This window comes from Natronolimnobius baerhuensis (assembly GCF_002177135.1).
Classification (GTDB): domain Archaea; phylum Halobacteriota; class Halobacteria; order Halobacteriales; family Natrialbaceae; genus Natronolimnobius; species Natronolimnobius baerhuensis.
This window is the reverse complement of the sequence record NZ_MWPH01000002.1, coordinates 192261-219008: the sequence shown is the minus strand read 5'-3', so window position 1 is coordinate 219008 and position 26748 is coordinate 192261. Positions and strand designations below refer to the sequence as shown.

Sequence of the window (26748 nt, the reverse complement as noted above, 5' to 3'; positions counted from 1 at the left end):
CGATAGTTATTTTTGACGTTGTCGTGTAGAACGCAGCATGACTTCCCCAGACTCGCCGATGAGTGAGTCAGCGACGAGCCACACGGGTTCCGACTCGCAAGCCTGGAGCGAGCGGCTTGTCGGTCGGTTCCGGAGGGCCGAAGATCCGCGGGAACTGTCGTGGGTCATCGTCGCCAGCGCAGCCATCATCGCAGGCGTCGCCTCCGCCGCGGGCGTCTCAGCCGGAAACGCATGGGTGTTCGGCTGTTTCGTCATGCTCGTGTTTGTGGGTGCCGAGTATAGCCTTGCTCGAGTACGCTGAGACAGCAGTTCTGGCGTCTCTGGACTGGCGCGCCGATGGTATTTTGAGCGCTGCTCGCACAGCACTGAGTGAATGGGCACTGGTGACGGCGAGTCGGACCAACGCGGCTACGGCGAGGGCTGGGAGGACCTCCGCCGGCAAACGCTGCGCCGCGATGGCTACGCCTGTACCCGCTGTGGGGCTGACGACCGCACGCTGCAGGCTCACCACATCATCCCGCGTGGACAGGGCGGCCCGGACGAGTTGTCGAACCTGTTGACGCTGTGTCGGCCCTGCCACGGCGTCATCCATCAGACGAACAAGTCATTCGACGACGTGCGCGACGACGCCCCGCTCTTTCCCAATCCCGACGCACCCGACCCCGTCGCGCGGATGCAGCGTCCGGACGATGGCTACTGCAGTCGCTGCGGTCACGACCAGTACCCGAACGACCTCGTCGCCTGGACCGACATTCCGGATTCCGACTCGAGGACACCTCGCGCCAGCGCCCCCGACCACCTCACGCTCTGCAAACCGTGTGCAGGCTTCCTGCTCGAGTGCGAATGTTCACCGATCCGGCGCGAGGACCTCACTGCCAACCATCGCTTTGGCATCCACGAACTCTCAGCGTGGCGACTCGACGCGCCTGTTCGCTCGAGTGTGTTTGCACCCTCGCAGGTCGCGGTCCGCCGGACGCCCCGGACGCTTCGCGAACGAGTAGTCGATGATACGCCGCTTCGGTTCGTCTGGAACCACGAGGGCGGGCGCTGGCTGGCGATTGGCGTCATAAGCTACGTGGCGCTGGTCTTCGTCGTTGCAACTGTGCTGTAACAAGCGAAACAGACTGCAATCGAATCGGCGGACGTGTGCTCGAGCGGGTGTCGAGGGCTTCTCGAGCCGAAATTCGATTACCCGAATTTGCCCGTAATGTAATCCTCGACGCGGTCGCTCTCGGGATTCTCGAAGATTTTGTTCGTGTCGTCGAACTCAACAAGGTGGCCGCCGGTGAGGAAGACCGCCGTCTTGTCGGAGATGCGGGCCGCCTGCTGCATGTTGTGGGTGACGATGACGACCGTATACTCCTCGGCGAGTTCTTCGACCAGATCCTCGATTTTCGAGGTTGCAACGGGGTCGAGCGCGCTCGCTGGCTCGTCCATCAGAATCACTTCCGGGTCCGGCGCGATAGCGCGGGCGATACAGAGTCGCTGCTGTTGCCCACCGGAGAGTTCGAGGCCACTCTCGTCGAGTTGATCCTCGACCTCCTCAAGGAGGGCAGCGCGCTCGAGAGCCGTTCGAACCTCTGCTTCGACGTCGACGTCGGCACCGTCTTTGCCCTGGACGCGCAGGCCGTAGGCGACGTTGTCGAAGATGCTCTTCGGGAAGGGGTTCGGTTTCTGGAATACCATTCCGATTTTCCGGCGCAGTGCAACGGGGTCGACGTCCTCGTCATAGACGTTTTTCCCGCGGAAAGAGAGATCACCGTCGACGCGTGCGATGTCGATCAGATCGTTCATCCGGTTGATCGAGCGCAAGAACGTTGATTTCCCACAGCCGGAGGGGCCGATCAGGGCCGTCACTTGCTGCTCGGGAATCTCCATGTCGATGCTGTGGAGGGCCTGATCGTCACCGTAGTAGACATCGAGATCGCGTGACTCGATAATCGGATCTGCAACATGTGGTGAGCCAAGTGGCGCATCAGTCATCGGGTCCGACCGACTCTCACCCGCCTCGGACGTCGATACGGTTCGTTGTCCGCCGCTATTCGCGGTCATAGGAGATACGTGAATCTTGGGCCTCGAGCAGTTACCAGTTCCGGATTTCTCCGCGGGGCCGGCGTGGACTGTTCCAGTCGTCTCCGCTCGCGTGACATACGCAAACCAGCGCGACGGGTGAATAAAGGGGATGCTATGAGGACTCTATTGAGACACTGCGATCTATAGAGGACTATATAGACCGACGACGGTCGTACTCCCGGGCATGAATCAGATCAGCAATTGGCACTCGAACCAGTAACCGAGCGACGCTTCAGAATCTCGAGAACAGCCGTCTCAGGAGTCGACTCAGGCAGAAACGCTCGAGTCGATTGGGTCCTCGCGGTTGCCGTTGATCTGGATGAAGCCGTAGTCACAGTCGGGGCAGTGCCACTTGATCTTGGTTCCCAGATGGAGGGTCGTACTCGCAGCGCGGTAGAACGTTTTGTCCGCCTCGCAGTCGGGGCATTCGTGGTCGAGTTCCAGTGTCATACGTGGGCGTTGCGTGCCGAGCGAGTTTAACGTACTGGTTCCGGGCGTCGACAGTCACACTGTTCGACTGAACGCGAGGATCGAATATCGATACTGCTGTTGTCCGGTACTATAAGTGCGCGTCTGCCGTCGACTCGACCATGTCGATCTACACTGGTCGCGGCGATGACGGGGAGACGGACCTCCGCGATATGACTCGTGTCTCGAAAGCGAGTCCGCGAATCGAAGCCTACGGCACTGTTGACGAACTCAACGCCCTCATCGGGACGATTCGTCCATCTGGATACGACGATATCGACGACTGTCTGCAGATGGTGCAAAATCACCTCCACATCATTCAAGCGGAGTTTGCAACACCCGAACCCGATGAAGACGACCCCGAAATCCGGCCCGATCACATCGATACTATCGAGACGTGGATCGACGACTTCGACGAGGAACTCGAGCCACTGACCTCGTTTATCCTCCCAACAGGAAGCGATGCCGGGGCGCGCCTGCATCATGCGCGAGCAGTGTGTCGCCGTGCTGAACGCCGCAGCGTTGCCCTCGCGGAGACAGAACAGATCAACAACGATGCCGTCCAGTACCTGAATCGCCTCTCGGACGGACTGTTCACGTTTGCCCGCGTGGTCAATGCTCGCGATGGCGAACCCGAAGACGCACCGCAGTACTAACGGTTTGTGCCGAAAGGGATGGATTCGACAGGGAATTGGTGGTTTGCCGCCAGTAGTTTCGTCTCGAGTCTGGAGACGATCCTATCGGGCAATCAGTTCCTGTTCTGTTGTCGTCTCGAGGAGTGCCTCGGCCACGTCGAAGTGTCGATCCGGCGAGATTTGTTTCGACTGGGGCGTGTACTCGACGATATCCGCGTCATCTAACAGCGGGAGATGGACGTGATGGAGTTCGATTTTGAACCGTGCTCGAGGGTGACCACCGTCCGGAGTCGTCGATTGTCGTTGCTCAAAGTGAGAGAGGATCGCTGTGATCTCAACCGTGTCCGATTTGGAAGCGAGGTACGCACACAGTTCGCGGCGACGGTGATCAGCGAGCGCTTCAAAAACCATATCAACAGTATCAACCTCTGTCATCGATTCTAATTTCCATCAGCTACTACTGTGTCGAACTGCCCTTGCAACGCAGGCCTTTATATATTACTGCCGCTCGAGTGTCGATTCGATCAGCGCCACGATGGCCCGACGCAACTGCTCCGAAACGGACTGCGAGGCCATTCCCAGCTGGGATCCGAGTTCACGCTGAGAGATCTGCCGTGGAATCTCGAAGTAGCCAGCCTCGTACGCCGTGAGTAACACCTCTCGCTGTGAACTCGAGAGCGAGGCCTCGAGAAGGTCACTACCCGCTGTTTCTTGGTAGAGTGCTAACAGCGCAAACGAACAGTCGTGATTGATGTAGGTATCTCGGTACTTGCTGAGTGTCGCTCGATCCGGGAGTCGCATCCGAATCCGCCATTCACCCTCTGTGGCCTGTGCATCGAGTAGTATAGCATCGTCATCGGCCCACATCGGAAACGTCGACATGTTGCGACCGACAGCCGTGAAATCGACTCGATACAAGTGCTGTGACTCGACGGTATCTAACCAGTGTAGATTCGTCACCGTTGGGTCAACTGCAACCGCTGTTTCGAACGGATCGTGCTTGACGCCAGACATCCAAAAGAAGAACCTGATCTTCCCACTCTGCGTCCAATACTGCGCCTCGTGAGACAGTTCAGCCGCAGGGTTGGCCCTCATCGTGTTGTGGAGTATTGTCGACGAAACAACGTACTCGGCCACCAACACGCCTAACCAATTAGGTCTATGGTGTATAAAGGATACTTCATCCGCAATTCGCAGTTCCGTACCCGAACATGGACGCCTGTCTTTGCTAACCGGGAGCGTCTGCTCGGGGAAACTCATGGGGACGTGTTCGCCGCTGGGGCACCCGAGAGGGACTCAACCACGGGTGACGAAAGGAAGTCTTAAGTCGCACGCAGGGCAATCATTTCGTGCGGGTTGGTGATCTAGTCCGGTTATGATACCTCCTTCACACGGAGGAAGTCGACAGTTCAAATCTGTCCCAACCCACTACTTCTGTCGCGAACAAATTCGTGAGCGACAGCATCGTCACGTTGGGGCAGTTTGAACCAGACGAGTCGCGCGCAGCGCGCACGTCTCGGCGAGGTTCAACTCTGTCCCAACCCGGAACTCGAGCCGACACGCAACCCATTCTCTACACCGACTGTTGGGTACACTCGAGGATGACACTCGAGTTCAGAGAGTGACTGTCCAGTTCCGGTGGTACTCGACTGCTAACGCTGGCCGTTCAACATTACCCTCGAGCGACTTTCTAACCAGTGATTGGTCCACAATCGGGATGGCACGAGGGTGAAATTCAGCGGGTAATGGCGTTGTTTACTTTGGTCCCGTACGGTGGCGCCTGTGATATGACGACAGCACAGACGCTCAGGAAGCATCTCGTTCCGAGTGAGTCGTTGAACGCGGTGTACGAGGGAGAACTCGAGACGGAGACGTCACGGACGCCGGTCACGCTCGGGGTAACTGATCGGCGGCTGGTCGGCTGTGGCGAGGATGGGACGTTTGTGGACGTCAAACACGACTATCTGACGACGATTCAGAGTACTCGGCGAGCGACATCGTCGTTTCGCGGGGTGGACGACCGGGTTGTGATGGCTGGTGGCGGAGTGATGGCGGTACTATCGCTATGTGGAATCGTCCTCAGTGCTGTGCTGGCTGGAATGGGCGGACTGTCCACGCTCGGATTGTCGGTCGCAGTCATTGCAGGAACCTGTGCCGCAGTGCTTGCGTTTCATCACGGGAGCCGGTTCGATCTGTTCGACGCGTTCGATGGGATGGACCAGGACCGTCCACCAGGCCGCGCTACCACAGCAACCCCCGATGGCGGCTCCGAACGCGACCTCGAGTCGGAGCGACAGAAGCTACTGCTTGCAGGCGGTGTAAGCGCGGTGCTCGCGACGCTCTCGTTTGGCTGGCTAGCGCAGTCGGGGAACGTCGCTGCAGTACTGCTGGTCGTCAGTGCACTTGCTGGACTCGCCATGGCGCAGTACGGCCGAATCCTCGAGAACGAGTACGACGGGATTGACTTCGAGACGCAGTACCGAAAACAGATTGAGGTGACGACTGTCGATGGCCGAACGTTTTCGATTTGGACCGACCCGTCGGCTGATCTCGAGCGCGAACTCGGGTGTTTGACGTCACAGCGCCAGCAGTTCTCACTCGAGAGCGTGCAGTACGAGCCGCGCTGAGTGGGCTGTGAGGGGTGGCCCACCAGTCGGAATCGATTTGCAGTCGCAGTCAAAACTCCGATCTGTGTTCAGGGATCGAACAGCTGTTCAAAACGGTGTGCTCGTCGCTGGTGGCTTTTTTCTGTTCACCGGCGTCGTCACAGGCCTGCTCCCAACGCCAGTCTTCGACCGCATGGTCCCCCGGACAGCACTCGAGTACGGGTTGCTCGCGACGACATCGCTCTTGCTCGGCGTCTACGTCGTCCAGCGGTCGACGCTCAAGGAGTGTTCTGGCGATGCGTGTGCCTACGGCGGGGCTGCGGGTGGCTTTGTTGCAGTTGCCTGTCCCCACTGTAACGCGATCCTCGTGGCAGCGGTTGGGACGTCGTGGCTTGCGACGTACGTCGATCCGCTGCGGCCGCTGCTCGGTGGGGCTGCAATTGCCCTGATTAGTGGGGTTCTATATCGACGATGGCAGCGGGAGGTGTCGCAGTGAGACGGACTCTCGAATCAGGTGGCGTCTGATCGACGGGGGGCGGGGAACCAGCGTCAGTCTTATTCGCGATGCGACTGGTACATGAGGTCCCACAGCGCGTCTTCAACCGTGTCATTGCACTGTTCGTCCAACTTTTCGTACAGTCGCTCCGAGATCGTGACTTCGGGCATCAACGATGGCTACAATCGGCTCCTATGTAAAGGTACCCTAATACAGAATCGAGTTAAAAATTCTGTTATGGTTGAAATAGTGATGTATTTGAGACTGGATAGCGGGTATCCGATTAGACGTCAGTCTCGAGTTTCGCTGCGACGATTGCGGTGTGAACCGTGCGCAGGTCCGTCTCCTGAATCGTCGCTGCGGCCTCAAATCGTTCGCGAAGCGCTGTGACCTGTGATGGTGTCGCAGCCACCGAAATAAGTCTAAACTCGGTCGGGTCGACGGCCTCGACCGCGTCGAACGCTGCCTCGTCGTACAGCGTCGCAAACTCGCTGACCAGTTCCGAGACGAAATCGTTCGTCGCGTCCGCACCAGGATCATCCGTCGAGATGGGGGCTGTCGTCTCCTCGAAGTACGACTCGAGGTCGACGACGCCTGCCTGTTCGTAGATGTACTCTTCGAGTGCGTCGGCAACCGTGGGTGAGACGTAGACACCGAACAGCGTGAACCGATCCTCGTCCATCATAGCTGGTCGTTTGCAGGGAAGATACAAAAAGCCGGACGGAGAGCGACGGGGCGATCCTCGAGCGCTCTCGTCTGTTCGACTACTCGAGGTCGCGTTCAGTTGTGCCCATCGTAATCTCGCCGTCGGCGCGAATCGTGCCGTCGACTTCGGCTCCGGGCTCGAGCGTGAGGTCGCGACAGGAGACGTCGCCGAGGATTCGTGCGTCGTTGCCGACGACGACATCGCCGTCGCGGGTCGTCAGATCGCCGTGAATTCGGGTTTCGGTGCCGACGGTGACGTCGCCGCGAGCGCGGAGACTGCCGAAGATGTTGCAGTTTTCACCGACATCGATTGTTTCTGCGCGGACGTTACCGTGGAGTCGGCAGTCGTCGCCAATCGTTGCGGGCGTTGAGACGCGCCAGGCGTCATCACCGACGCTCGCATTTCGTGGGATAACAAGGGGCTCTGCTGTTGGCTCGTCGTCTCCGTCGTCGACGACTTCGGAGATTAAACGCTGTGCGGTCTCTTCATCACCGACAAGCAAGAGATGTTTGAGATAGACGAACAGGAGGACGATTGTCGGCATCGGATTTCGAATGACGATCCAGCCGTTGGCCTCGAACCCCTCCTCGATGTCGACGTCGTCGCCAATGTCGAGGTCGCCAGCGACTTTGAGCTTTCCTGCGATATGAACGCGCTCGCCGATATAGGCGTCCTGGCCGACCAGTACGTTATCCGCGACATCACACCACATATCGAGTCGACAGTCACCACCGGCTTCGATGTCGCCGCCGAACTCGACGTTTTCTCCGGCGAGGACGTTGCGGCCGCGTACGCCGAACTCAATCGTCGACCGACTGCCGACGAGGACGTCACCATCGGTCTCTAAGGCGACTTCCTTTGCTTCGGTGCCGGCGGGGACGACGAGTTCGTCGAGCGGGTCCGTACTGAATGCCACACTCGCATCCAATGTGACCCCCGAGTAATAAACCTCTCGCGATGTCTGACACGGATCGGCTAGGGTTGGCTGTCGTCTCGCTCAGTCGACCAGTTTTTACTATCCCATCACGTACGCCCGGCTATGACAACGCTCGCGTTCGATGACGATGGCGTCGATGTCGTGTATGAAGGAACCGAGTTCCGCCTCGAGAAAGAGTTACTCGAGGAAGCAATCGAGAAAACGTACTACGACGTGACCGACCACGAAGTGCTCAAAATCGTCGCGAAACAGCCGAATCTACAGGGCGAACCCCGACGCGTTGGCGATATTCTCGACTGAGTCAACGTTCAGTTGTGCAGTCGGCTACTTGCTTTTCTCGTCTCCGTAGCGCTCAGCGGCCGATTCGAACCCCAACTCCTCGTGTTCTCGTGTTCGTCGGCCCTCGAGTTCCGCAATCGCATCCGGTTCGGGTGCGGCGTCATCCGTGATCCGCGCCCAGGAGTTGTGGACTTTCGCGTGACACCAGCGACAGAGATATACTGTGATTTCGTGCGAGAGCGTCTCGCCGTCGCGTGCATACGACAGATGGTGCTCCTCGAGCAGTGGGCGCTCATCGTCGTGGGCCATGCGCTTTTCCTCGAGTCCACAGCGGATACAGGCGCGTTCGCGGTTGCGTGAGCGAAAGTGTGGACAGTCGGCCCACGACCACTCGTGTTCGGGATCGACGACAGGACACTCGTGGTCGTTCTGTGCGCGCTCGCGGGCGAACTCGGGATCGTGTCCGTACTGCTCGAGGGCGTACCGACAGCGGCCATCGCCTGTGAGATAGTCACACAGCCCGGCGAACTCGTAGGGGTCGTCGACGCCGACCGATGTTCCCTGTGGCGTTTTCTCCATACCTCGTTAGGAGCCAGTTTCACTGCAAGAATTTGAATCTTCGGCTGCTGTTCGACGACTTGTGTTCAGCCTTCCAGAACGATATTGTAGAGACGCCCCTCTCTCAGTCCCATTTATCAGATTGACATCCTCCCCGCCCTGAAGGGCGAGGATTCCCGAGCGTTGGGATATTACGGTTTGCAGTCCACCACTTGTTCCCTCGGTGAGAATCCGTGGGACAAGTCATGAAGGTAGACTCCGGGCTGTGCCAACCAGCCGGTACTCCTATCCTCATCCAAACTGGCCGAAGACTCGGAGTTACTTTCGTTGTTGATGTCGAGCCGGATGTTCTCCGCCCCGTTCACGTCAGCGTTGAACGCCGCGTCACACTCCTCGCAGACGTACAAGCCACGTTCAACGCGCTGACTATCGTCTTCTCTACCGCAGACGCAACACGTCTTGCTCGTGCCACGTTCTGAAACCTCTACGACTCCGATGCCCTCGATTTTCGCCTTGTAGGTGAGAATGTTGGTGAATCGGTCGAACGCCCATCCGTGCAAATCAAGGTTTCCATGCCGACCCCAGTTCTTCGACTCGCCGTTTTCGTCTTCACGCACGCCGTTGAGTTTCCCGATGTTGATACGACCCACGCCTCGCTCGACACACTGTTCAACGATATGTTTGGCGAGACTGTGGAAAAAGTGGGTGCGGCGTTCCGACCACTTGTGGTGCAATCGGGTGGCTTCAGAACCGCTTGAGTTGTCGCACTTGGCGATTTCTTTCGGGAAGTAGTACCCGTCTTGCTTCACTCGGTTGCCGGGGTAGAGGTCGGCCTCCTCGGTGCTGTAGGCGACGGCGGCGAAGTTACAGATTCCAAGGTCGATACCCGCCGTCTCGGTGCCGGGTGCGGTAGGCGTCTCCACTTCGTGTTTGCAGACGAGGTGTAGTTCCCACCGCTGTTTCGACTTACTGTAGACGGCGCGGACTTGTTGCAGGTTTTCGACCGTGACCTCGGGGCGTGTCTCGTATTCGACGAGGATGTAGTCCCAGTCTCGCGGGTGGTCTTTGTGGTTCGCACCTTTCGAGAGCCGAACGCGGTTGTGGTTCGAGTCGTGACGGATGCCTTTCTGCTTCCACGTCACCGTGCTGCGTGGGTGTTCTTCGTGGACGCGATTGCCCTTGTTGTCGTAGGAGTTTTTCTTGCGGTAGCCGGGCGGATTCGCTCGATTATCCGACTTGCGTTTGCTGTACCACGAGTTGAAGGCTTCAGCGAGTTCCTCCAGAACGCGCTGACTGGACTGTGAATGGAGTCCTTTGTACTTGTTGTGGGTCTTCAACTCGCTTTTCAAGTCCGAGTCATCGGGAATCTCGCCCGTGTCCTCCCAGACTTCTCGGGAGTGATAGTTCGCAACGTTCCACAGTTTCGATGCACTCCACGCGTGCAGGTCGAGTATCCGCGCCACTTGGGAGTGGTTACGGATTTTCGCCCGGTATGTTCGGTGGACGTGCATTCGTGAAACGTCTCCATAACAGGTTATGTTGGCTTATACTGTAAATTTTTGGGTTGGCACGTGGAATATCCAGCCGTGCAGTTATCGGTGGAGAGTGCCATCCAGTGACGGCGCGTATCCCCGCCGTGAACGGCGAGGTTTTGCGCCTGTTCACCCCATAATACACTGGACACCCATCGGGCGTGAGCTTTTTGCGTCCTGCACGTCGATTCGATGCAGTGACACTCCGACACGTTCGCTCCGGTGCCGACGCTGTGACACTCGCCTCGAGTGTCGATATCGCCGACTCGCTGGTGAGCCAGACGCGCGGGCTGATGTTTCGTCGCTCAGTTCCAGACGACTATGCGCTCGTCTTTCAATTCGGGAGCGCGAAGACGCGCGATATCCACATGCTGTTCGTGTTCGTCCCGCTCGATGTGGTCTGGCTCGTCGATGGGGTCGTCCAGCGTGTCGAGCGCTTGCGCCCCTGGCTCGGCTTTAGACGCGAGGAGGCAGACACCATCGTCGAACTCCCGGCAGGCGCTGCGGCCGATGTTGAAGTCGGTGATCGGCTCGTTCTCGAGGAGTAACGAAACGCACTCGAGGTGTGAAACCGGCGAGTTTAAGTCGCAGTCGTTCGATAGAACGAGATACTATGGCACGAGATTCCGTCTCACCGCCGCACGAGGATAGAGGAAGTCGGGGCGACCCGGCTGGATGCGAAATTCAGCGACGAACGTAGTCGCAGTTCATCACATTTGCCTGTTAATTACTCCACCGAGCAGACGATTCCATCGGACCGTACCGTCCGCCTTCTCGATACCACGCTTCGCGACGGCGAACAAGCCCCAGGTGTGTCGCTCTCACCCGACGAAAAGGTCGAAATCGCCCGCGGCCTAGAGCGTGCGGGTGTCGCCGTCATCGAAGCCGGAAGCGCCTGTACCGGTGCGGGTGAGCGACAGGCCATCTCGAGAGTCACCGACCTCGAACTCGACGCCACCGTGACGAGTTTCTGTCGCGGCCTCGAGCACGACATCGACCTCGCGCTCGAGTGTGACGTCGACGGGGTCCACATCGTCGTCCCCGCGAGCGACCGCCACGTCGAGGGCAAGGTCGGCACCTCCCGCGAGGACAACCTCGAGGCCACCGCCGAACTCGTCGAGTATGCCACCGACCACGACCTCTGGGTCGAAGTCATCGGCGAGGACGGCTCTCGAGCGGATCTGGACTATCTCGAGGAACTCATGGCGACCGCACTCGACGCGGGCGCGGATCGAACCTGTTTCGCCGATACCGTCGGCCACACGGGTCCCGAGCGCACCGCCGAGGCAGTCTCCCGACTCGCCGATCTCGGCCCCGTCAGCGCACACACGCACGATGATCTGGGTCTCGGCGTCACGAACGCCATCACGGCCGTTTCGGCGGGTGCTGATCTCGTCCACTGTACGGTCAACGGCCTCGGCGAACGCGCCGGTAACGTCGCCTTAGAGGAAGTTGCAATCGCGCTCTCACACGTTTACGACGTGGAAACGCTCGAACTCGAGGAGCTGTACGATCTCGCCCAACTCGTCTCGCGAGCAACGGGCGTCCAACTCCCACCGAACAAGGCCGTCATCGGCGAGAACGCCTTCACGCACGAAAGTGGCATCCACACGGACGGCACGCTCAAAGACGACAAGATGTACGAGCCCTATGCGCCCGAAACCGTCGGCCGGGAACGCCGGCTCGCACTCGGCAAGCACACCGGCCGCGCGGGCGTCAAGGCCACGCTCGAGGAACACGGCGTCGAAGCTGGCGACGACGAGATTTCCGAAATCGCGACGCGCGTGACGGAACTCGGCGACCGCGGTCGTCGCGTCACCGACGCCGACTTGCTCGCAATCGCCGAGGACGTCACCGGCGACGACCGCGAGCGCGTCGTCGAACTGCTCGATCTGACTGCCACCAGCGGCGGTGCCGTCCCGACCGCGAGCATCCGACTCGCAGTCGACGGCGAGGAACGCGTCGCTAGCGGCACCGGCTCCGGACCCGTCGACGCCGCCGTCTCCGCCGTGCGCGAAGCGCTCGGCTCGCAGGCCGATGCGGAACTCGAGTCCTATCGCGTCAACGCCGTCACGGGCGGCACCGACGCCGTCGTCACGGTCGAAGTGACGATGGCTCGCGATGACCGCTCGGTGACCGTCGCCCGCAGCGAGGCCGACATCACCCGCGCCAGCGTCGAGGCGATGGTCGACGCGCTTGATCGACTTCTTGCCTCCGAGAATCAGCCACTCACGCCCGCAGACGACTAATCTCCGTTTTTATTCCTGCTCGTCGGTGCCCGGCATCATACGATCATGAATGCCCCACGGGTCGAACAGATAGACGACCGCGAGAAACAGGGCTAACACGACGACGAACAGCCGAATCGCGTCGTCGAACGACGTCGGCATACCGAACTCGAGGCTCATCGCCATCAATCCTGCAACGCCGATCCAGAGCAGCCCGACGATCAACCGTCCGCGTGAATTCATATGCGAGTGTTCGAACGAACCGTTATGAAGCTCTCGAGTTCGTATGCCGGTGGCGTTACAGTCCCAACTGATCTGCAACCCAGCTCGGGTCAACCGTCCCCTCCTCGAGGACGTCCTGTCGGTCGTCGACCTGCCCGACATCGGCGTACGAAATCGGCCCGGGAACCTGCTCGGCGTTCGGCCCCGGCTCGTTACCGATATAGATCACGTTCGGATTCGTGTTGTACTCCTCGAGCAGTCGGAACGTCGAGTCGGGGCTGCCGTACTCGCCTTCGACTAACCGCGTCGCTTCCGCCTCAGTGAGCGTGTCGGCATCCTCGTCGTCCTCGTCTGCAGGCTCTTGCTCGCCGGCGAGTATCTCGATTGCCTCTACTAACTCTTCGTCATCCTCCTCGTCTGGGTCGTTCTCGAGTGCACGCGCCAGTGGGACGTTATCGACGTACTGCTGGGGATCGCTCTCGGGGTCGTTCATGTCACCAAACTGGATCGCGCCGGGCGGACAGGCATCCTCGCAGGCGGTCGTCCCGACCATGTCCTCGCCCATCTGGCCGTCCTGACGCGCCGGATCGAAAATGCACTTTTCCATGACGCCGCGCGGACCGGAGCCACTGACCCAGCGGTCGCGCTCGTCGAACTGCATCTCCGCGTCCATCTCCTCGGCTTCCGCGGTCGGGTCATCCCACTGGAAGTAATTCACCCCGTAGGGGCAAGCGACCTGACAGTATCGACAGCCGATACAGACGTCATAATCGGTCAACACGAGGCCGCCTTCGTCTCGAGTGTGGCGAGCGGTCGTTGGACAGACCTTCTCACAGGGCGCATCGGTACAGTGCTGGCACGGCCGGATGAGGTAGTTGAAGTCCCGTGTATCCTCGAACTCGTCCGGCTCAGGCGACTCGACCGTCCCATCGTCGTAGGCCAGCACGTACATCCAGTTCGCCCCTTCGTTCCAGTTGTGCTCAGCGTTACAGGCCACGACACAGGAGAGACAGCCATCACAGACCTCGAGGTCGAGCGCCATCCCCCACTGGACGTCGTCGCCATCGCCCTCACCATCGGCGTCGGCTGCCGTCTCGTCGTCCTCCTCGTCTTGGGCCGCAACGGCACGCTCCGGGTCGTCACCGCTTTCTGACATAGTCCACGCACCGAATCCGACAGCGCCAGCCCCGGCTCCCATCTTCTTCATCATGCCACGGCGGGAGTCCTCGTCGAGTCCAAGCCGTGAAAGGAGTTCAGCACCGTCGTCGTCTGCCTCTCGAGCGGCTTCGATCTCCTCGGCCATCGGGCGGCTATCCTCGCCGAACTCCTCGACAACCTCCTCGTGGTAGCGGTCGTAGAACACCTCGTCGGAGAGTTCGCCTTTCGTCACCCGCATCGCATCCTTGGCCATCTCCATCCCGAGTTCGGCGTCGTACTCCGTCTCCTCGAGCATCTTTTCGAACTCCTCCTCGGCGGCCTCGCCGAGGGGGTGAAAGCCACCGTCGTCGTCACTGTGTGCATCGCTGGGTGAGTCAGGTGAACTCATCGCCTCTCACCCCACTGTTCCGGCGCGATCACAGACTGCGGATACCTCGAGATTATAGTCACGAACACGGTTCTCCGACCAGCCCAGTACGAATAAAAAAGGCCCCTGAGAATGACGGGCATGGACCGCGGTTACTGGGTTCGTTGCCTGGGTCAACGTGGTGGTCTGACTGCTCGAGAGTCGGCAGTCAGACTCGTCGCTCGAGTTGTAGTAGGAAGGCTTAAGCGGCGTAACAATGCCGAGAGGGAGATTTGAACAACGTCCAGACGTGCCCGCTCCGTTGTGCGCGCCTGACCTCGTTCAAATCTCCTCTGTATCGGTTTACAGCACCTGTCTGTGATTCGCGCCGCTATGCGTCGCTCATCGGAATTGGTGTTGTAAAAGCGCCGAGAGGGAGATTTGAACTCCCGAGTCCGTGAGGACAGTAGATTTCGAATCTACCGCCTTGGCCGGGCTAGGCTATCTCGGCTCACCTGTACATACCGGGGAGACGTTTTTACCGGTTTCGATTTTTCGCTGTGAGTGGAACGGATTCACGTGACGGCGTTTGGCCGTTGTGTCAATACACCACCTCGAGTGCCGAGAACGAAACTAATTTGATACGAGGGGCCGACGGCGTTGCCATGGACGTTACGCAGGCCAGCAGCGAGTGCGAGGCCGTCCTCGAGACGATCAGTGAGGCAGTCATCTGCGAGCGGTCGTTCCTCGAGGAGATTATGGTCGGCGTCGTCGGCCGCGGCCACGTACTCTTAGAGGACGTGCCCGGGACCGGAAAGACGCTCACCGCCCACAGTATCGCAAGCGCGCTTGGACTTTCCTTTTCCCGCATCCAGTTCACGCCCGACCTCCTGCCCGCGGACGTGACTGGCACGCACGTGTTCAACGAACGCGAGCGCCAATTCGAGTTCAACGAAGGCCCCATCTTCGCGAACATCGTGCTCGCCGACGAGATCAACCGCGCGCCGCCGAAGACCCAGGCCGCGCTGCTCGAGGCGATGGAAGAAGGACAGGTCACGACCGATGGCGAGACGCGCCAGTTGCCTGATCCCTTCTTCGTGATCGCGACGCAGAATCCCGTCGAACAGGAGGGGACCTTCCCGCTGCCAGAAGCGCAGGTTGATCGCTTCCTCGTCAAGACCTCGATGGGCTATCCCGACGAGGCCGGCGAGATCGAACTGCTGCGCCGCCGTGCGAGTCGCGAAACCGGGAGCCCGTCGCTTGAGTCGGTTCTCGAGCCTGAACAGGTTGCACAGCTTCGAACGGTCTCCGAATCCGTCCGTGTCGACGAGGATCTTCTCGAGTACGTCGCCAAACTCGCCCGCGAGACGCGGACTGATGGCCGCGTTGATGTCGGGGTCTCGCCACGTGGGACCCAGCGACTGTTCGAGGCGGCTCGCGCCTACGCGGCCATGCGCGGCCAGGAGTACGTCACGCCGGACGACATCAAGCGCGTCGCCCAGCCGGTGCTTGCCCACCGACTCGTCCTCACTCCCGACGCAACGGTCAACGAAGTCCAGAAATCACGCGTGATCGAGAGTGTCCTCGAGTCGGTACCAGTGCCGACGATTGACTAAGGCCTTCGACCGCACTCGAGAAACGTCGACTGATCAGGGCGACGTTTCGCACTTGAGAGACACCAACTCGAGCCTCGATTCGAGTTCGCTATCCGGTGTTTTTCATCCCGGCTGCGATTCCTTTCACCGTCAGGCGCAGCGTTCGCTCCTCGATGTCTGTGCGGTGCGTTCGGTCGAGCAGATAGGTTTGCAGCAGGTTCAGTGGATCGACGTAAGGATTCCGGCGCTCTAAGTTCTCGCCGAGCCAATCACGCGTGTGCAGTTGATCGCGCTGGCCAATGGTCTGAATAAGTTCCGTAGCCCGCTCGTACTCGCCGGTAAGTCGCGGGAAGAAGGTCTCTCGCAGGTCTTCGTCAGCCATATTCGCGTACCGCTCGGCGATCTCGAGTTCAGTCCGTGATAGCGAGAGTGCGGCATTGTCGACCGTCGTCCGGAAGAAGTCCCACTCGTCGTACATCTCCTGGAGGATTTTCTCCGAGCCGCCGTCCTCGAGGTAGGCGTCGATACCCGTCGCGATGGCGTACCAGCCCGGGAGGATACAGCGCGACTGGGTCCAGGAGAACACCCACGGAATCGCTCGCAGATCCTCGACGGTACGTTCGCCCGACCGGGAGGCTGGCCGCGAGCCAAGATCGAGGTTTTCGATGACGGTGATCGGCGTCGCCTGCTCGAAGTACTGGACGAACCCGTCGCTCTCGAGCAGATCACGGTACTCCTGGCGAGCGGCGTTGGCCATCGTCTCCATCGCGTCCATCCACTCGTCGGGAATCTCTTCTGTCGGGTTGTTGATCGCGTTGTGACGTGCGCGCAGTTGGGCGTTTACCATCTGTTCGATGTTGCGCTCGGCGATACGCGGGTTGCCGTACTTCTCGGCAATTGCCTCGCCCTGCTCAGTGAACTTGACCTGCCCCGTAACGGTGCTGTTTGGCAACGCGAGTAACGCCTCGCCCATCGGCCCGCCGCCGCGAGAAATCGAGCCGCCGCGGCCGTGAAACAGCCGCATCGTTACGTCGTAGTCGTCACAGATTTCGCCCAGTCGGCGCTGGTTCTTGTACAGCGACCAGTTCGCCGCGAGGAAGCCGTTCTCTTTGTTCGAGTCGGAGTAGCCAAGCATGATCTCCTGGGTCTGTCCGCGAGCCTCGAGCGCCTGGCTGTAGGCTTCGTTCTCGAACAGCGTGCCCATGATGCGCCGGGCACCGGAGAGGGCGTATTCGGTCTCGAGCAGCGGCACGATGTCGAGTCCGCAGTGTTCGGGCAGGGAGACGACACCGGACTGATCGGCGAGGAACAGCACCTCGAGGACGTGGCTTGGCTCGTCGGTCATCGAGATGGCGTAGGTGTCGATGGCCTCGACGCCGTACTCGGTCTGCCAGTCGCCGAGACTGTCGAACAGCCGAAGCACGCGGGCGGAGTCGTCCGAGAGGCCGTCGGTGTCGCTGAGGTCGATCACACGCTCGTCCTGCAGGATAGCATCCGTCAGTAACTCGACGCGCTCGTCTTCGTCTAAGGCGTGGTAGTCGATTCCTTCACCCTCGAGGGCGTCAGCGATGGCGTCGGTGTGTTTTTGCTGGTGTTCGCGCAGGTCCAGACTGGCCAGCGAGAAGCCAAACGTTGCGACCTGCCGTCGAATTGGATCGACATGGGCGGTGACGACGCTTTCGCCGCCGTTGTTCTGGAGACTCTCCGCGATGACCTCGAGATCCTCGAGCAGTTCGTCGACGGTTTCGTAGCCGCCGGGGCGAACATCGCCGACGCGGTCGAGGCGCTCGCGCATGAGCTTGAGTTTCTGGCGGTACGGTTCGCCGGGGTAGCGATCCTCGGCTTCGCGGGCGCTTCCCGGAAGCCGCTCCCGATCTGCCTCGAGCGTCGCCTGAAACGCAGAGCCCGCGTCGATTCGGCTGCCATCCTGACTGAGCACGCCTGAGAGCCGTTTGAGTTGTTCGCGGTAGCGCTCGAGGACGAGTGACCGCTGGCGCTCGAGCGTGTTGGCCGTGACGTCGGGCGTGACGTATGGGTTCCCGTCCCGGTCGCTGCCGGCCCACGAGCGGAACTCGAACAGTTTGGGAATCTCGAGGTCGCCGTCGACTTCCTCGTCGATGGCATCCGCAAGTTCGTCGTACACCTCGCCAACGACGTCGAACAGCGTGTTCTCGAGATACCACTGGACATTGCGTGCCTCGTCTTCGGGTTCTGGCTGGCGGTTCCGAACCTGCGGCGTCTGCCAGAGGCTCGTCACTTCCGAATCGATATCGCGCCAGACCTGCTCCGACTCCTTGTCTGTCAAGAGCCGTTCGTCCAGCGTTTCGAGGTCGGTCGCAATCGCTCGCAGCTTCGATTTGACCGTTTTACGCCGGGCTTCAGTCGGGTGGGCGGTAAACGTCGGCTCGATGAGTACGTCATCCAGTACCTGCTGGACGGTCTCGAGGTCGTCCGCACCGAGTTGCTCGGCTGCCGTCTCGAGGCTGTCCTCGAGCGTGCCCTCCTGTGATGCCTCGCGGATTGTTCGCACGCGCTCGCGCTCCTCGGCGAGATTAATCAGTTCGAAGTAGGTCGTAAACGCCCGCGCGACGACCCGCTGTTGGTGTGGTGAGAGCGTTTCGAGTTCCGAGATGAGTGACTCCCTCGAGTCGATATCCCCTGCGCGGTAGTCGATTGCTGTCTGGCGACAGGACTCGACCGTCTCGAACGACTTTCGAGAGGTTTGGCCCTCAAGTACGTTTCCAAGGAGTTCCCCGAGTTCGCGAACGTCCTGGCGAACGTCTCTGTTATGGAGTTGCATATCACGTCGATTGCGCTGGGGGTCTAAAAATCCCTCGCAGGCCGATTCACTATATAGTGGCTTACTTTCTGAGATAGTACAGTACAGGTGTGCATGAGTAATAGGGCCTGAGCAGTTCGTTCGAGACGACGACACATGCCCTACCGGGCGAATTCTGGTCTCTCGAATAGCGGCCTCTCTCAATACTCAGTCGCCGCGTTTCCGAGAAAGCCCTGATTCAGAAGTTCTTCGTACTATGTTGACTGTACATATACTCAGTGTTGTCTTCGCATCGATGCTTCTCCTCGAGATAGGGACTAGTTGTGCCACTCAGCAGCCGCTTTCGGCTGCGTTCACATCTTGTGTTGTACAGTCCTACTAGAATGCTGTGATGGAGAACGGCGTTTCCCTATAGACAAGAGGTCCCTTGAAGAAGAGAACAGCGCTCGAACGAAGCCAACCGTTCTCGTAACGTGTTACTTGACCAGGTACTGTTCGGTTGCGTCTCTCACACTGACTCGAGGTTACGCATTTTGCATGAACAACGCAAAGTACAGTCGCATCGCGCCTAGGAATACCGCGACGAACGTGAGCACGCCGAGCCCTGTTCCGGGATACCCACCACCGAGGGCGGTCCCGATTGCGTTCGCGAGCGCGCCTGCAACGGCGAGTGTCACCAGCAAGTACGCGATGTTTCCAAGCCAGTACACCGCGTCTGCAATCGAGTCGGCTCCGAGTCGTGCTGGTTCGTCCATAGAAATACTACAGATGGATTCCCTATAGCTGTTGTGCGCAGGTACTGGCTCAGTTACTCGTGGTGCTCGAGTGGTCTCGTCCGTTCTCCGAGAGATATTTTAGCGAACACTCAGGTACTCTCTCACTGTCTGAACCGATGGTTATGACAAATAGCCCTCGAGCAGATATTCTGGGCGGTGGCATTCCGTTTGGATTGCTCTGTCTCGCAAACGTCGAAGCGGGAAACCTCCTCGCAGTGATCGCATTCGGGTCCCTGTTCCTCGGAACCGTGATCGTCTGTGTGTCGGCGACCGCAGCGGCGTGGGTCAGTGCCAACAGAGCGGTGTACATCGGGTTCGTCGCACTCATTGCGCTCGGTGGGCTTCTCGACTGGATTCTGTGGTGAGTGCAGACTGATTTCTTGGTCACTACGGATGCGTATTCATCAAGATTGAATTCGCTCTATGAAGGTCACAGTTCGGTTCACTGTTCGCTCGAACCACGGATTCTCGGTGAAAAAGAAGTGGTCTCCCGGTGGTGTACGCAGTTCGACATCCACACCCGCGATGTTGAGGGCGTCACGGTACGCACGCGTTTCACGCATTGTGAGCCACTCATCGTCTTCTGCAAGGTACAGTAGCGTCGGCGGATGCGAAGATGTAACGCGCTCACGTGGTGACGCTTCTTGGTACTGTTTGGGGATCTCGGTCGGCGACCCGCCCATGAAGTCTGCTGTTTCACCGTGTTCTTTCGCACCGAGTAGGTCGTAGGGGCCATCGAAACAGACGAGTCCATCGACCGTCATCGCAGCGTTTTCGTATTCGTCATCGGGTGTCGGTTCGCTCGCCGCAGTTGCCCCGGTCAAAGCAGCGAGATGGGCTCCGGCTGAGTGCCCGCAGAGTACAATTTGGTGTGGCGTGATTCCGAACGGCTCCTCGTGTCGAATCCAGCGAACCGCACTCTTTACGTCCTGTACTGCAGCCGGATACGTCGCTTCGCCGGAACGCCGATAATCGGTCGTCAGCGCAGGGATACGTTGCTCGGCGAACGCTCGACATCGGTCGTCAAAGAACGACCGGTTGCCGCGATTCCAAACGCCGCCGTGAAGACAGATGACGACCGTGTCTCTCCACTCCTCGGTAGACGGAAGAAACACGTTCGCAAGAAGGTCGCGTTCAGGGGTTTGTTTGAAACGGATATTTTGTTCTTCAATGACACTACCCATGGGAACTAAGTAACGACACGTCCACAAAAATGTTCGCAGAGAGTGGTCAGTTACACCGGGGAGTGCGATCTATGGTACCCAATTTACTTCCCTCACTGATCACTGCGTGCAACTGCAGCACAGATAAAAAAAGCAGAATACGGGAGCGTTCGCCAATCATCAGTTCGTACTCACGATCTTGATCACAGATACTGAGTCCACACAGCGTACACAACAGATAAAATGCGATCTATTCTCGTCTGTTTCGTGATTACTACTGCTGTGGACATACTCTAGCAAAAGAGTCTTTGGACGATCAACTCTCAGAGTAGCGTATGTCCGACTGTATCTTTTGTGACATTGTCGACGAAGAGGAATCTACCCACCGAATTTACGAGGACGAGGAAAGCCTCGCCTTCCTCGACATCGAGCCGACCAACCCCGGACACGTGCTGGTTGTTCCGACGGCTCACTACGAAACGCTGACGGATATGGAAGAGACATTCGTGGGTAGCGTGTTCCAGACCGCTTGGCGTATAGCGGACGCCATCGAGTCGGCCTGTAATCCGGACGGAATAAACATCGTCCAGTCGAACGGGACTGCTGCTGGTCAAGAGATTTTCCATGCACACGTCCACGTCGTACCGCGGTACGAGGACGACGATGTGACCCTTCACTGGGCTTCCGGCGACTCTACCGAGAAGTCAAATCAAGAGGTTGCCGCCGCCCTCCGTAGCGAACTGTGAGAATGTGCTAATTCGTACTCACGATCTTGATCACGTCGCCCTCCTCGAGTTCGTACTCGTCGCTCACTTCCCGACTCGATTTCGCGTTGACGGCGTGCAGGTAGCCGTCGCCGATATCGGAGTGGACGGCGTAGGCGAGGTCGACGGGCGTCGAACCGTCGGACAAGAGAAAGGCATCGGGTAGAATATTCCCGCTGCCGTCGGACCACTTCGCGGCGTCTTCAACTGGATACGCTGTGATGTGCTCGAGTAGGTCGTAGACGGCGTAGTTGAGCGCGCCCTGGACACCGGTGCCGTCCCAGTTGGTCATCGTCTCGCGGAGTCCCTCGAGTGCCTCGCGCTGGGCGTCGGTGACGTCGTCGCCGATTGCGAGTGACTTGTCGCCAGGGTCGTAGTCGACGAGACCGTTCTCTGCTGCCCGCCGGAGCGCGAGTTCGCCCTCCGCAGTCGTCGGGATGACGGGTTTATCGAGTTCGAGTAGCTTTTCGACGTTCTCCTCGGGAGCGACGTCGATTTTGTTCGCGGCGACGACAATTGGCTTGGTGCGCTCGCGAACAAGACGGGCGAGTTCCTCGCGGTGGCTATCCTCCCACTGGATCGGGTCGGCCGGGTAGTCGAGTTCGCGCAGGACTTTTGCGATCTGGGTCGGTGAAGCGCCAAAGCCTGAGAGCATGTCCGCCAGCACGTCGTCGATATCGAAATCGGGCGAACGAGACTTTCGCTCGACGGATTCCCAGTTGTTTTCGACGATACCTGCAAGCCAGAGGTCCATCTCCTCCTCGACGAAATCGATGTCCTCGAGTGGGTCATGTTCGCCGATGTCGACGGGTTCGCCCTTCTCGTTCGTGCCACCGGAGGCGTCGATCACGTTGACGATGACGTCGGCGTTCGTGAGTTCATCGAGGAACTGGTTCCCCAGGCCTTTCCCCTCGTGTGCACCGGGGACGAGTCCGGCGACGTCGATCAGTTCGATTGGGACGTAGCGTTTGCCGTCCTCGCAGTCGTCAGCGTTACAGCGCTCGTCGCGCTCGAGGCACGGACACTCCGTTCGGACGTAGCTGACGCCCCGATTAGCGTCGATTGTCGTGAACGGGTAGTTGGCGACGTCAACCTCGGCCATGGTCGCCGCGGTGTAGAACGTGGACTTGCCGGCGTTTGGTTTTCCGGCAAGTGCAATCGAGAGCATGCGTCCTCGTAGCATCGTGGGTTCAAACTGTCTTTCGATTGTGTGTCTCGCGCTGGCGTCGACAGCCGCTCGCAGCTCTCGGTGGGACGACCAAGTCAGCCGCCGAGGCCAGTTCTGCTTTAAAACACAAATCCGTGCATCCGATGGCACTTGCACCAAGCGTCCCACCAACCGAATGCGCGGTTGCTCCCGTTCGACACAGTTGACTCGAGCACTGGTCCGCGCGTTGCATGATCGGAATAGATGTGGTGGGTGCTGGCGTCGCGCTCGCACTCGCGGTTGGAATTGGATTGTGTGCTCACGAGTGGTCGCATGCACTCGTACTCCGATCTGCAGGAATCGATTTTACCCTCGAGTATCTCCCAGATCGCTCGAGCGGACCGCTTGGACTCCTTGCGAGTTGTCCGTGGGCTGTCGTGGAACCCCAGCCTACCGGCCGCGATTCTGCCTGGGTGCTTCGAATCGCGGCGCTCATGCCACTGTTGCTTGCCGCTCCCGTCCTCGCACTTGGTGCTGCGGGGTATCTGACCGCCGCGACGCCGGCTGTCACGGCAGCGGCGATTGGCTGGCTCGCCTGCTCGATTCCAAGCCCACAGGACTTCTCCGTTGCCTTTCACGCCGAGCAACTGCTCGAGGAAGCGACGGACACGAGTGCGGTGGTAACGTGTTCCCGCGCTGACTGACGGTCGCCGGGTATCACCGTGTAGTGTGTTGCGTCCTCGAGTACGGTTGCGTCTTCGCTCTCCAATCTGTTGCTCTTGATGGGGACGAACTGCGAAAAACTGTGGCGGGCGACAGGTATCTGCGCCCGCAAGTAGATCTGTCCGCAGCGTCGGCCACACAGCCACGAATGGCCGATACTGCATGAGCACGAGTGATCCACCGGCGCTCACAGGCGATCTGGTGCCGATACGTCGGGGTCGGCATCACGCCGACAGTTGTATTACTGTTTGTTCAGCAATAAACCTATCTCTTAGCGCGAATACGACCAAAAGGTTGGATTTAGTGCCTGAACGTATTTCTTGGACCTGTCCTTGGTCGAAACTGTTGTATTCTTGAATGAGTAGCTGCCGGCAACTCTCCGTTTGTACACGTCGCTCCGACTCCGTGATCGGTTGCTCGCTGGTCCCCAGTTTAGGGATCGGCCTTCGTCGGCGCTCGTCGGTCAGTCAATTCTGAGCTGATCAGTGCATCGTGACTGCGCCGAAGCCGCTCCGACAGCGCCTGATGAGAAATATCTAATTCGGAGGCCAGTTCCTCGAGTGTGACCTGTCGCGGGACATCGAAGTAGCCCAGTTCATGTGCCATCGTGATCGTCTCGTACTGGGTCTCCGTCAGCGGCGTCTCGAGTCGGTCGAGATCGAGGTCCGCCGAATCGGTTTCCGTGATCCGTGTGACGTTGACGTGATAGTCGTACTGCTCGAACAGCGCGTGCGAGGCAGACACCGACTTGCGGTCGTGATACAGCAACCGAAGCGACCACGTGTTGTCGTGGCTGCGCGCCGACAGCATCGCCCCGTTGTTGCTCGAGACGATCTCCTGAAACAGTTTGATCTCCGATCCAAACTCGAGTCGGAACAGCCAGCGAGTGGCGCTTGCCCCAGTCGACTGTGTCTCGCCACTCAGGCAGGCGACGACCGAAACCGATGGATCGTCCTCGAGTGCGCGTTCGACCGTGTGTCGGTCTGGACCCGAGACGTGAACCAGCGGTGCTGTATCACCAATCAATCCGCCAACCTCACATTCGAACGTCGGGACGCGATCAAACGTCCGTGCGAGTCCAAGCCGTTCAGCCGGAATCTCGAGTTCGACGACCGTAGTCATCACCGGAATCCACCACAGAGACGTATAGACGCGTTGGGTTTCCGGTAGCCTTTCCCGCCACCCAATTCGGGTGAGAGTCAGTGTAACCAAACGGTCGGTTTGAGTAACCAATTACGCTGGCACTACTGTCGGTGACGAATACACTGCACTGGCCAACGCCCCCGTCGCTTTTCGAATCGAGGCAGTCTCACCCGTCTCGAGTCACTCGGTCTTGTCGCCAATAGATTTCGACGACACTCTCACTGCAAGCATTGACGTGGCCACTTCAGGGAGGGCTGTTTACCCGTCCTATGACGATACCTGTCGCATGGATATCCCGACTGATCGGCACCTCATTATGGTGATCGTCGCGACCGGGTTCGCGGTCCTCATCGGCGACTGGGCCGGTGGACTCGTCCACGCAGAAGCGACCGGGCTCAAGGAGATCGGCCTCCGCGTCGGATTAGGTGTCGTCTTCTTTGCTATTCTGCTCGGCCTCTGGTATCAGTTCGAACGGATCGTCGACGACTCGAGTGAGGAGTTTCTGTTCTCTCGAGCAGTATGCACCGCTCACGACGTTGTTCGCGGTGAGGAAATGGGGTCGGAGGGATTTGAACCCCCGATCGACTGATATCTCCGGTGCGCCTCGGAACTCCAGAGGGTCATCACACGGACACTGATCAGGTGTCCGATCAGTATATCAGTCTGGAGTGTCGTCCCGGGCGCGGTGCCTCTGGAGTCAGTCGCCATCCCTGGCTTGGCCACGACCCCTCGAGCATACGTTGGGGGATCCGCCCTAAAGTGGTTTCGATTCGAACCGTTACAACCAGGGGGCGCGTTCCTCGGTGTCGGTCGAGTCGTCGCCGGGAGACGACTTTGTGTCACCGCCGGTGCTGTCGTCGCCGTCACCAGCGTCACTCGAGTCAGTCGAACTCTCTCCCAGACTCCCGCCGTCGGTGAGCGGGCCGGTTCCGACTGCGGGGGCGAACGAGTCGTCGTCATCATCGTCCGAGTCGCCGCCGCGCTCGAGTGGGAGATCGAGGGCGAACAGGCCGGCGACGATGAGCGCGGCGAGTGGGGCCTGGCCGAACGTATCGGCGACCAGCGCGATTGGGAGCAAGCCCAGCGCAACGGCGCTCCCGAATCGGAAGCGGTCGAGGTCCATGTACTCACGCAGGTACGGGCCGGTGAGTGCAATGGCGAGCGCGAAGGCGACGCCAACCGTCGCGGAGAGCGTCGCGTTCATCACGAGCGCGGGGTCGTCCATGAGGACGAACGCCATGCCGTTCAGATCGAGACTCGCAACCAGTCCGAGGCCGATGATGACGGCGGGGCTGGGGAGATACTCGCCGATAGTCGCACTCGCGGTTTTTGCGGCGATTGCGAGGATTACCAGGGCGGCGAAGCGCTCGAAGATAACGATATCGAGGACGCTCTCGATTGCCGGCGCGAGCGCGGCCTGAATGGCCGCAAGTAGTATGAGCGGAATCCCGACTAACAGGACTATCGTCGCCTGCTCGCGGGGCGTGCCGCTCATCTCCGCGAGGATGACGGCGACGGTTGCACTGCCACCGAAGATGAGCAGTCCGACCTGAACTGCCCCCATCGGACTGTCGAGTGCGCCCGCGAGGATCAGCGCCGGGAAGACGCCGTCGATCAGCGGGAGCATCATTACCAGCGCCAGCAGCCGCGTGTCACCGCCGACTAATCGCTCGAGGCGAAGGGCAATCGGGTGTTGAGAGGTACTCATCGGTCAGGGACAGTGGCCATGACCCGAGGCCGGTGGGTAATAGGGTGGACGATGCCGTAACTGGGACGTCGGCGTCCAGTTCGTCCAGGTGTGGCCCCGTGCTGTGAGTTTGCGTTTGCGATTCCCGAATGTAAACGTGAAGGCGGAGTCACTGCTCACCTTGCCACCGATTCGGGAATCGATTGTACTCACAGCGTACATATTTGATGAAACGATGGGATTGTCAATAAGCGTTGTGTGAGACCGGTTTTCACGATCAGTCGCGTTCCCGACACTAACGTGCAGGTCCGGGCGTCGGTGTACTGATCTGCAACCTCAACCGGTGACGAAACGGAAAACGCGTTACTCTGGCGGCGCAACAACGATAATCTCGCCGCGACTCGAGACGGTTACATAACACCCGTGGTAGGAAAAGGAAACGAGTGTGGGGTGTGGACGATGTCGGCCATGGGCCATGAGTTCGGTCATTGCCTCGGTGTCGATGGAGTTAAACAGTGGCGGCATCGCGTCGACAGCCTCGTCGACGATGGTTGCAACGGTTGTGACGACTGTGACGACGACTGCATCAGATTCGTCAGTGTCGAATTCGGTGCGGATGACTGATTCGGGATCTGTCTCGAAAAACGCGTCGGCAGCAGCCACCGATTCAGCACGAGTCGTGTTATTATTCATTACTCCACATACGGATAGCGGAGTGGTAAGCGGC

At 59.4% G+C, this 26748-nt stretch carries 29 protein-coding genes and 3 tRNA genes; 13 read left to right on the top strand and 19 right to left on the bottom strand.

The genetic code is table 11. The features are described from left to right. Positions 1–37: 37 nt before the first annotated feature. Both B2G88_RS07280 and B2G88_RS07275 read left to right on the top strand, forming a co-directional pair. Positions 38–301: a hypothetical protein gene (locus B2G88_RS07280; RefSeq protein ID WP_140408826.1), complete on the top strand. Its 264-nt coding sequence runs from the start codon at positions 38–40 to the stop codon at positions 299–301. 72 nt (positions 302–373) lie between these two features. Next, positions 374–1111 (top strand): HNH endonuclease, encoded by a 738-nt coding sequence (locus tag B2G88_RS07275; protein WP_087714415.1) that lies wholly within the window; start codon positions 374–376, stop codon positions 1109–1111. A gap of 77 nt (positions 1112–1188) precedes the next feature. On the opposite strand, the gene pstB is transcribed toward B2G88_RS07275, so the two are convergent. Beyond that, positions 1189–2052, bottom strand: coding sequence for a phosphate ABC transporter ATP-binding protein PstB (pstB, locus tag B2G88_RS07270; protein ID WP_087714414.1), 864 nt, complete (start codon positions 2050–2052; stop codon positions 1189–1191). Positions 2053–2340: 288 nt separating this feature from the next. Next, the gene (locus B2G88_RS07265) at positions 2341–2523 is read right to left on the bottom strand and encodes a DUF7838 family putative zinc beta-ribbon protein (RefSeq protein WP_054864066.1); all 183 of its coding nucleotides are present in this window, start codon (positions 2521–2523) and stop codon (positions 2341–2343) included. Between the two features lie 140 nt (positions 2524–2663). Between B2G88_RS07265 and B2G88_RS07260 the strand changes: the two genes are divergently transcribed. Further along, entirely contained in the window at positions 2664–3197 is a 534-nt protein-coding gene (locus B2G88_RS07260) for a cob(I)yrinic acid a,c-diamide adenosyltransferase (protein WP_054864065.1), read from the top strand. 81 nt (positions 3198–3278) lie between these two features. Here the strand turns inward: B2G88_RS07260 and B2G88_RS07255 are convergent, their stop codons facing one another. Then, positions 3279–3587, bottom strand: a complete 309-nt coding sequence (locus tag B2G88_RS07255) for a DUF7344 domain-containing protein (protein WP_054864064.1) — start codon at positions 3585–3587, stop codon at positions 3279–3281. Positions 3588–3674: 87 nt separating this feature from the next. Beyond that, on the bottom strand, positions 3675–4271 hold the full coding sequence (locus B2G88_RS07250) for a helix-turn-helix domain-containing protein (RefSeq protein ID WP_245835329.1): 597 nt from the start codon (positions 4269–4271) through the stop codon (positions 3675–3677). A 258-nt stretch (positions 4272–4529) separates the two neighbouring features. Between B2G88_RS07250 and B2G88_RS07245 the strand changes: the two genes are divergently transcribed. From B2G88_RS07245 to B2G88_RS07235, 3 genes are all read left to right on the top strand, one after another. Next, positions 4530–4604: transfer RNA gene (locus B2G88_RS07245), tRNA-Val, on the top strand. A gap of 359 nt (positions 4605–4963) precedes the next feature. Then, on the top strand, positions 4964–5803 hold the full coding sequence (locus B2G88_RS07240) for a hypothetical protein (RefSeq protein ID WP_140408825.1): 840 nt from the start codon (positions 4964–4966) through the stop codon (positions 5801–5803). A 64-nt stretch (positions 5804–5867) separates the two neighbouring features. Then, entirely contained in the window at positions 5868–6278 is a 411-nt protein-coding gene (locus B2G88_RS07235) for a hypothetical protein (RefSeq protein ID WP_087714412.1), read from the top strand. A 283-nt stretch (positions 6279–6561) separates the two neighbouring features. On the opposite strand, the gene B2G88_RS07230 is transcribed toward B2G88_RS07235, so the two are convergent. After that, positions 6562–6963 carry a hypothetical protein gene (locus B2G88_RS07230; protein WP_054864061.1) on the bottom strand — a complete coding sequence of 134 codons (402 nt, stop codon included), beginning with the start codon at positions 6961–6963 and terminating at the stop codon, positions 6562–6564. A 79-nt stretch (positions 6964–7042) separates the two neighbouring features. Continuing rightward, positions 7043–7900, bottom strand: coding sequence for a polymer-forming cytoskeletal protein (locus tag B2G88_RS07225; protein WP_054864060.1), 858 nt, complete (start codon positions 7898–7900; stop codon positions 7043–7045). Positions 7901–8023: 123 nt separating this feature from the next. Here B2G88_RS07225 and B2G88_RS07220 point away from each other — a divergent pair, with 123 nt between their 5' ends. Beyond that, positions 8024–8221 carry a DUF5800 family protein gene (locus B2G88_RS07220; protein WP_054864059.1) on the top strand — a complete coding sequence of 66 codons (198 nt, stop codon included), beginning with the start codon at positions 8024–8026 and terminating at the stop codon, positions 8219–8221. A gap of 24 nt (positions 8222–8245) precedes the next feature. On the opposite strand, the gene B2G88_RS07215 is transcribed toward B2G88_RS07220, so the two are convergent. Both B2G88_RS07215 and B2G88_RS07210 read right to left on the bottom strand, forming a co-directional pair. Beyond that, positions 8246–8779, bottom strand: coding sequence for a DUF7097 family protein (locus B2G88_RS07215; RefSeq protein ID WP_054864058.1), 534 nt, complete (start codon positions 8777–8779; stop codon positions 8246–8248). A 170-nt stretch (positions 8780–8949) separates the two neighbouring features. Then, positions 8950–10269, bottom strand: coding sequence for an RNA-guided endonuclease InsQ/TnpB family protein (locus B2G88_RS07210; RefSeq protein WP_087714411.1), 1320 nt, complete (start codon positions 10267–10269; stop codon positions 8950–8952). Positions 10270–10487: 218 nt separating this feature from the next. Here B2G88_RS07210 and B2G88_RS07205 point away from each other — a divergent pair, with 218 nt between their 5' ends. Then, on the top strand, positions 10488–10838 hold the full coding sequence (locus tag B2G88_RS07205) for a DUF192 domain-containing protein (protein WP_054864057.1): 351 nt from the start codon (positions 10488–10490) through the stop codon (positions 10836–10838). Positions 10839–11006: 168 nt separating this feature from the next. Beyond that, complete coding sequence (locus B2G88_RS07200; RefSeq protein WP_087714409.1) at positions 11007–12539, top strand: (R)-citramalate synthase; 1533 nt, start codon at positions 11007–11009, stop codon at positions 12537–12539. Between the two features lie 9 nt (positions 12540–12548). Here B2G88_RS07200 and B2G88_RS07195 read toward each other — a convergent pair whose 3' ends face one another. From B2G88_RS07195 to B2G88_RS07185, 3 genes are all read right to left on the bottom strand, one after another. After that, on the bottom strand, positions 12549–12761 hold the full coding sequence (locus tag B2G88_RS07195) for a hypothetical protein (RefSeq protein WP_054863391.1): 213 nt from the start codon (positions 12759–12761) through the stop codon (positions 12549–12551). A 55-nt stretch (positions 12762–12816) separates the two neighbouring features. Further along, a complete protein-coding gene (locus tag B2G88_RS07190; protein ID WP_087714408.1) occupies positions 12817–14286 on the bottom strand; it encodes a 4Fe-4S ferredoxin N-terminal domain-containing protein in 1470 nt (489 codons plus the stop codon). Positions 14287–14670: 384 nt separating this feature from the next. Next, positions 14671–14755: transfer RNA gene (locus tag B2G88_RS07185), tRNA-Ser, on the bottom strand. Between the two features lie 154 nt (positions 14756–14909). Here B2G88_RS07185 and B2G88_RS07180 point away from each other — a divergent pair. Continuing rightward, positions 14910–15860, top strand: a complete 951-nt coding sequence (locus B2G88_RS07180; protein ID WP_087714407.1) for an AAA family ATPase — start codon at positions 14910–14912, stop codon at positions 15858–15860. Positions 15861–15948: 88 nt separating this feature from the next. On the opposite strand, the gene ppc is transcribed toward B2G88_RS07180, so the two are convergent. Together ppc and B2G88_RS07170 are read right to left on the bottom strand one after the other, a co-directional pair. After that, entirely contained in the window at positions 15949–18639 is a 2691-nt protein-coding gene (ppc, locus tag B2G88_RS07175) for a phosphoenolpyruvate carboxylase (RefSeq protein WP_087714406.1), read from the bottom strand. A gap of 503 nt (positions 18640–19142) precedes the next feature. Further along, positions 19143–19373 (bottom strand): hypothetical protein, encoded by a 231-nt coding sequence (locus B2G88_RS07170; protein ID WP_054863390.1) that lies wholly within the window; start codon positions 19371–19373, stop codon positions 19143–19145. Between the two features lie 143 nt (positions 19374–19516). On the opposite strand from B2G88_RS07170, the gene B2G88_RS07165 reads away from it, so the two are divergent. Beyond that, positions 19517–19759, top strand: coding sequence for a hypothetical protein (locus B2G88_RS07165; RefSeq protein WP_087714405.1), 243 nt, complete (start codon positions 19517–19519; stop codon positions 19757–19759). Between the two features lie 39 nt (positions 19760–19798). On the opposite strand, the gene B2G88_RS07160 is transcribed toward B2G88_RS07165, so the two are convergent. Then, positions 19799–20578 carry an alpha/beta hydrolase gene (locus B2G88_RS07160; RefSeq protein WP_054863388.1) on the bottom strand — a complete coding sequence of 260 codons (780 nt, stop codon included), beginning with the start codon at positions 20576–20578 and terminating at the stop codon, positions 19799–19801. A gap of 314 nt (positions 20579–20892) precedes the next feature. Here B2G88_RS07160 and B2G88_RS07155 point away from each other — a divergent pair, with 314 nt between their 5' ends. Next, complete coding sequence (locus tag B2G88_RS07155; RefSeq protein ID WP_054863387.1) at positions 20893–21303, top strand: HIT family protein; 411 nt, start codon at positions 20893–20895, stop codon at positions 21301–21303. A 7-nt stretch (positions 21304–21310) separates the two neighbouring features. Here the strand turns inward: B2G88_RS07155 and B2G88_RS07150 are convergent, their stop codons facing one another. Then, complete coding sequence (locus tag B2G88_RS07150) at positions 21311–22489, bottom strand: redox-regulated ATPase YchF (protein ID WP_087714404.1); 1179 nt, start codon at positions 22487–22489, stop codon at positions 21311–21313. 230 nt (positions 22490–22719) lie between these two features. On the opposite strand from B2G88_RS07150, the gene B2G88_RS07145 reads away from it, so the two are divergent. Next, positions 22720–23172 (top strand): hypothetical protein, encoded by a 453-nt coding sequence (locus B2G88_RS07145; protein ID WP_087714403.1) that lies wholly within the window; start codon positions 22720–22722, stop codon positions 23170–23172. A 451-nt stretch (positions 23173–23623) separates the two neighbouring features. Here the strand turns inward: B2G88_RS07145 and B2G88_RS07140 are convergent, their stop codons facing one another. The 4 genes from B2G88_RS07140 to B2G88_RS07120 all read right to left on the bottom strand — a co-directional run bounded on the left by B2G88_RS07140 (position 23624) and on the right by B2G88_RS07120 (position 26714). Continuing rightward, positions 23624–24313, bottom strand: a complete 690-nt coding sequence (locus B2G88_RS07140) for a helix-turn-helix domain-containing protein (RefSeq protein WP_054863386.1) — start codon at positions 24311–24313, stop codon at positions 23624–23626. A 575-nt stretch (positions 24314–24888) separates the two neighbouring features. Continuing rightward, a tRNA-Trp gene (locus B2G88_RS19510) sits at positions 24889–25063 on the bottom strand. A gap of 49 nt (positions 25064–25112) precedes the next feature. Then, positions 25113–26042: a DUF5794 domain-containing protein gene (locus tag B2G88_RS07125; protein WP_087714402.1), complete on the bottom strand. Its 930-nt coding sequence runs from the start codon at positions 26040–26042 to the stop codon at positions 25113–25115. A gap of 342 nt (positions 26043–26384) precedes the next feature. Next, positions 26385–26714 carry a HalOD1 output domain-containing protein gene (locus B2G88_RS07120; protein ID WP_140408824.1) on the bottom strand — a complete coding sequence of 110 codons (330 nt, stop codon included), beginning with the start codon at positions 26712–26714 and terminating at the stop codon, positions 26385–26387. Positions 26715–26748 lie beyond the last annotated feature (34 nt).

What these genes read in the sequence shown, in the direction of transcription:
- B2G88_RS07125 (WP_087714402.1), bottom strand. Translation starts at nt 26,042, where the DNA reads ATGAGTACCTCTCAACACCCGATTGCCCTTCGCCTCGAGCGATTAGTC.
- B2G88_RS07240 (WP_140408825.1), top strand. Translation starts at nt 4,964, where the DNA reads ATGACGACAGCACAGACGCTCAGGAAGCATCTCGTTCCGAGTGAGTCG.
- B2G88_RS07255 (WP_054864064.1), bottom strand. Translation starts at nt 3,587, where the DNA reads ATGGTTTTTGAAGCGCTCGCTGATCACCGTCGCCGCGAACTGTGTGCG.
- B2G88_RS07150 (WP_087714404.1), bottom strand. Translation starts at nt 22,489, where the DNA reads ATGCTCTCGATTGCACTTGCCGGAAAACCAAACGCCGGCAAGTCCACG.
- B2G88_RS07195 (WP_054863391.1), bottom strand. Translation starts at nt 12,761, where the DNA reads ATGAATTCACGCGGACGGTTGATCGTCGGGCTGCTCTGGATCGGCGTT.
- B2G88_RS07210 (WP_087714411.1), bottom strand. Translation starts at nt 10,269, where the DNA reads ATGCACGTCCACCGAACATACCGGGCGAAAATCCGTAACCACTCCCAA.
- pstB (WP_087714414.1), bottom strand. Translation starts at nt 2,052, where the DNA reads ATGACCGCGAATAGCGGCGGACAACGAACCGTATCGACGTCCGAGGCG.
- B2G88_RS07120 (WP_140408824.1), bottom strand. Translation starts at nt 26,714, where the DNA reads ATGAATAATAACACGACTCGTGCTGAATCGGTGGCTGCTGCCGACGCG.
- B2G88_RS07140 (WP_054863386.1), bottom strand. Translation starts at nt 24,313, where the DNA reads ATGACTACGGTCGTCGAACTCGAGATTCCGGCTGAACGGCTTGGACTC.
- B2G88_RS07180 (WP_087714407.1), top strand. Translation starts at nt 14,910, where the DNA reads ATGGACGTTACGCAGGCCAGCAGCGAGTGCGAGGCCGTCCTCGAGACG.
- ppc (WP_087714406.1), bottom strand. Translation starts at nt 18,639, where the DNA reads ATGCAACTCCATAACAGAGACGTTCGCCAGGACGTTCGCGAACTCGGG.
- B2G88_RS07230 (WP_054864061.1), bottom strand. Translation starts at nt 6,963, where the DNA reads ATGATGGACGAGGATCGGTTCACGCTGTTCGGTGTCTACGTCTCACCC.
- B2G88_RS07160 (WP_054863388.1), bottom strand. Translation starts at nt 20,578, where the DNA reads ATGGGTAGTGTCATTGAAGAACAAAATATCCGTTTCAAACAAACCCCT.
- B2G88_RS07275 (WP_087714415.1), top strand. Translation starts at nt 374, where the DNA reads ATGGGCACTGGTGACGGCGAGTCGGACCAACGCGGCTACGGCGAGGGC.
- B2G88_RS07145 (WP_087714403.1), top strand. Translation starts at nt 22,720, where the DNA reads ATGATCGGAATAGATGTGGTGGGTGCTGGCGTCGCGCTCGCACTCGCG.
- B2G88_RS07220 (WP_054864059.1), top strand. Translation starts at nt 8,024, where the DNA reads ATGACAACGCTCGCGTTCGATGACGATGGCGTCGATGTCGTGTATGAA.
- B2G88_RS07190 (WP_087714408.1), bottom strand. Translation starts at nt 14,286, where the DNA reads ATGAGTTCACCTGACTCACCCAGCGATGCACACAGTGACGACGACGGT.
- B2G88_RS07170 (WP_054863390.1), bottom strand. Translation starts at nt 19,373, where the DNA reads ATGGACGAACCAGCACGACTCGGAGCCGACTCGATTGCAGACGCGGTG.
- B2G88_RS07155 (WP_054863387.1), top strand. Translation starts at nt 20,893, where the DNA reads ATGTCCGACTGTATCTTTTGTGACATTGTCGACGAAGAGGAATCTACC.
- B2G88_RS07260 (WP_054864065.1), top strand. Translation starts at nt 2,664, where the DNA reads ATGTCGATCTACACTGGTCGCGGCGATGACGGGGAGACGGACCTCCGC.
- B2G88_RS07215 (WP_054864058.1), bottom strand. Translation starts at nt 8,779, where the DNA reads ATGGAGAAAACGCCACAGGGAACATCGGTCGGCGTCGACGACCCCTAC.
- B2G88_RS07280 (WP_140408826.1), top strand. Translation starts at nt 38, where the DNA reads ATGACTTCCCCAGACTCGCCGATGAGTGAGTCAGCGACGAGCCACACG.
- B2G88_RS07265 (WP_054864066.1), bottom strand. Translation starts at nt 2,523, where the DNA reads ATGACACTGGAACTCGACCACGAATGCCCCGACTGCGAGGCGGACAAA.
- B2G88_RS07165 (WP_087714405.1), top strand. Translation starts at nt 19,517, where the DNA reads ATGACAAATAGCCCTCGAGCAGATATTCTGGGCGGTGGCATTCCGTTT.
- B2G88_RS07250 (WP_245835329.1), bottom strand. Translation starts at nt 4,271, where the DNA reads ATGAGGGCCAACCCTGCGGCTGAACTGTCTCACGAGGCGCAGTATTGG.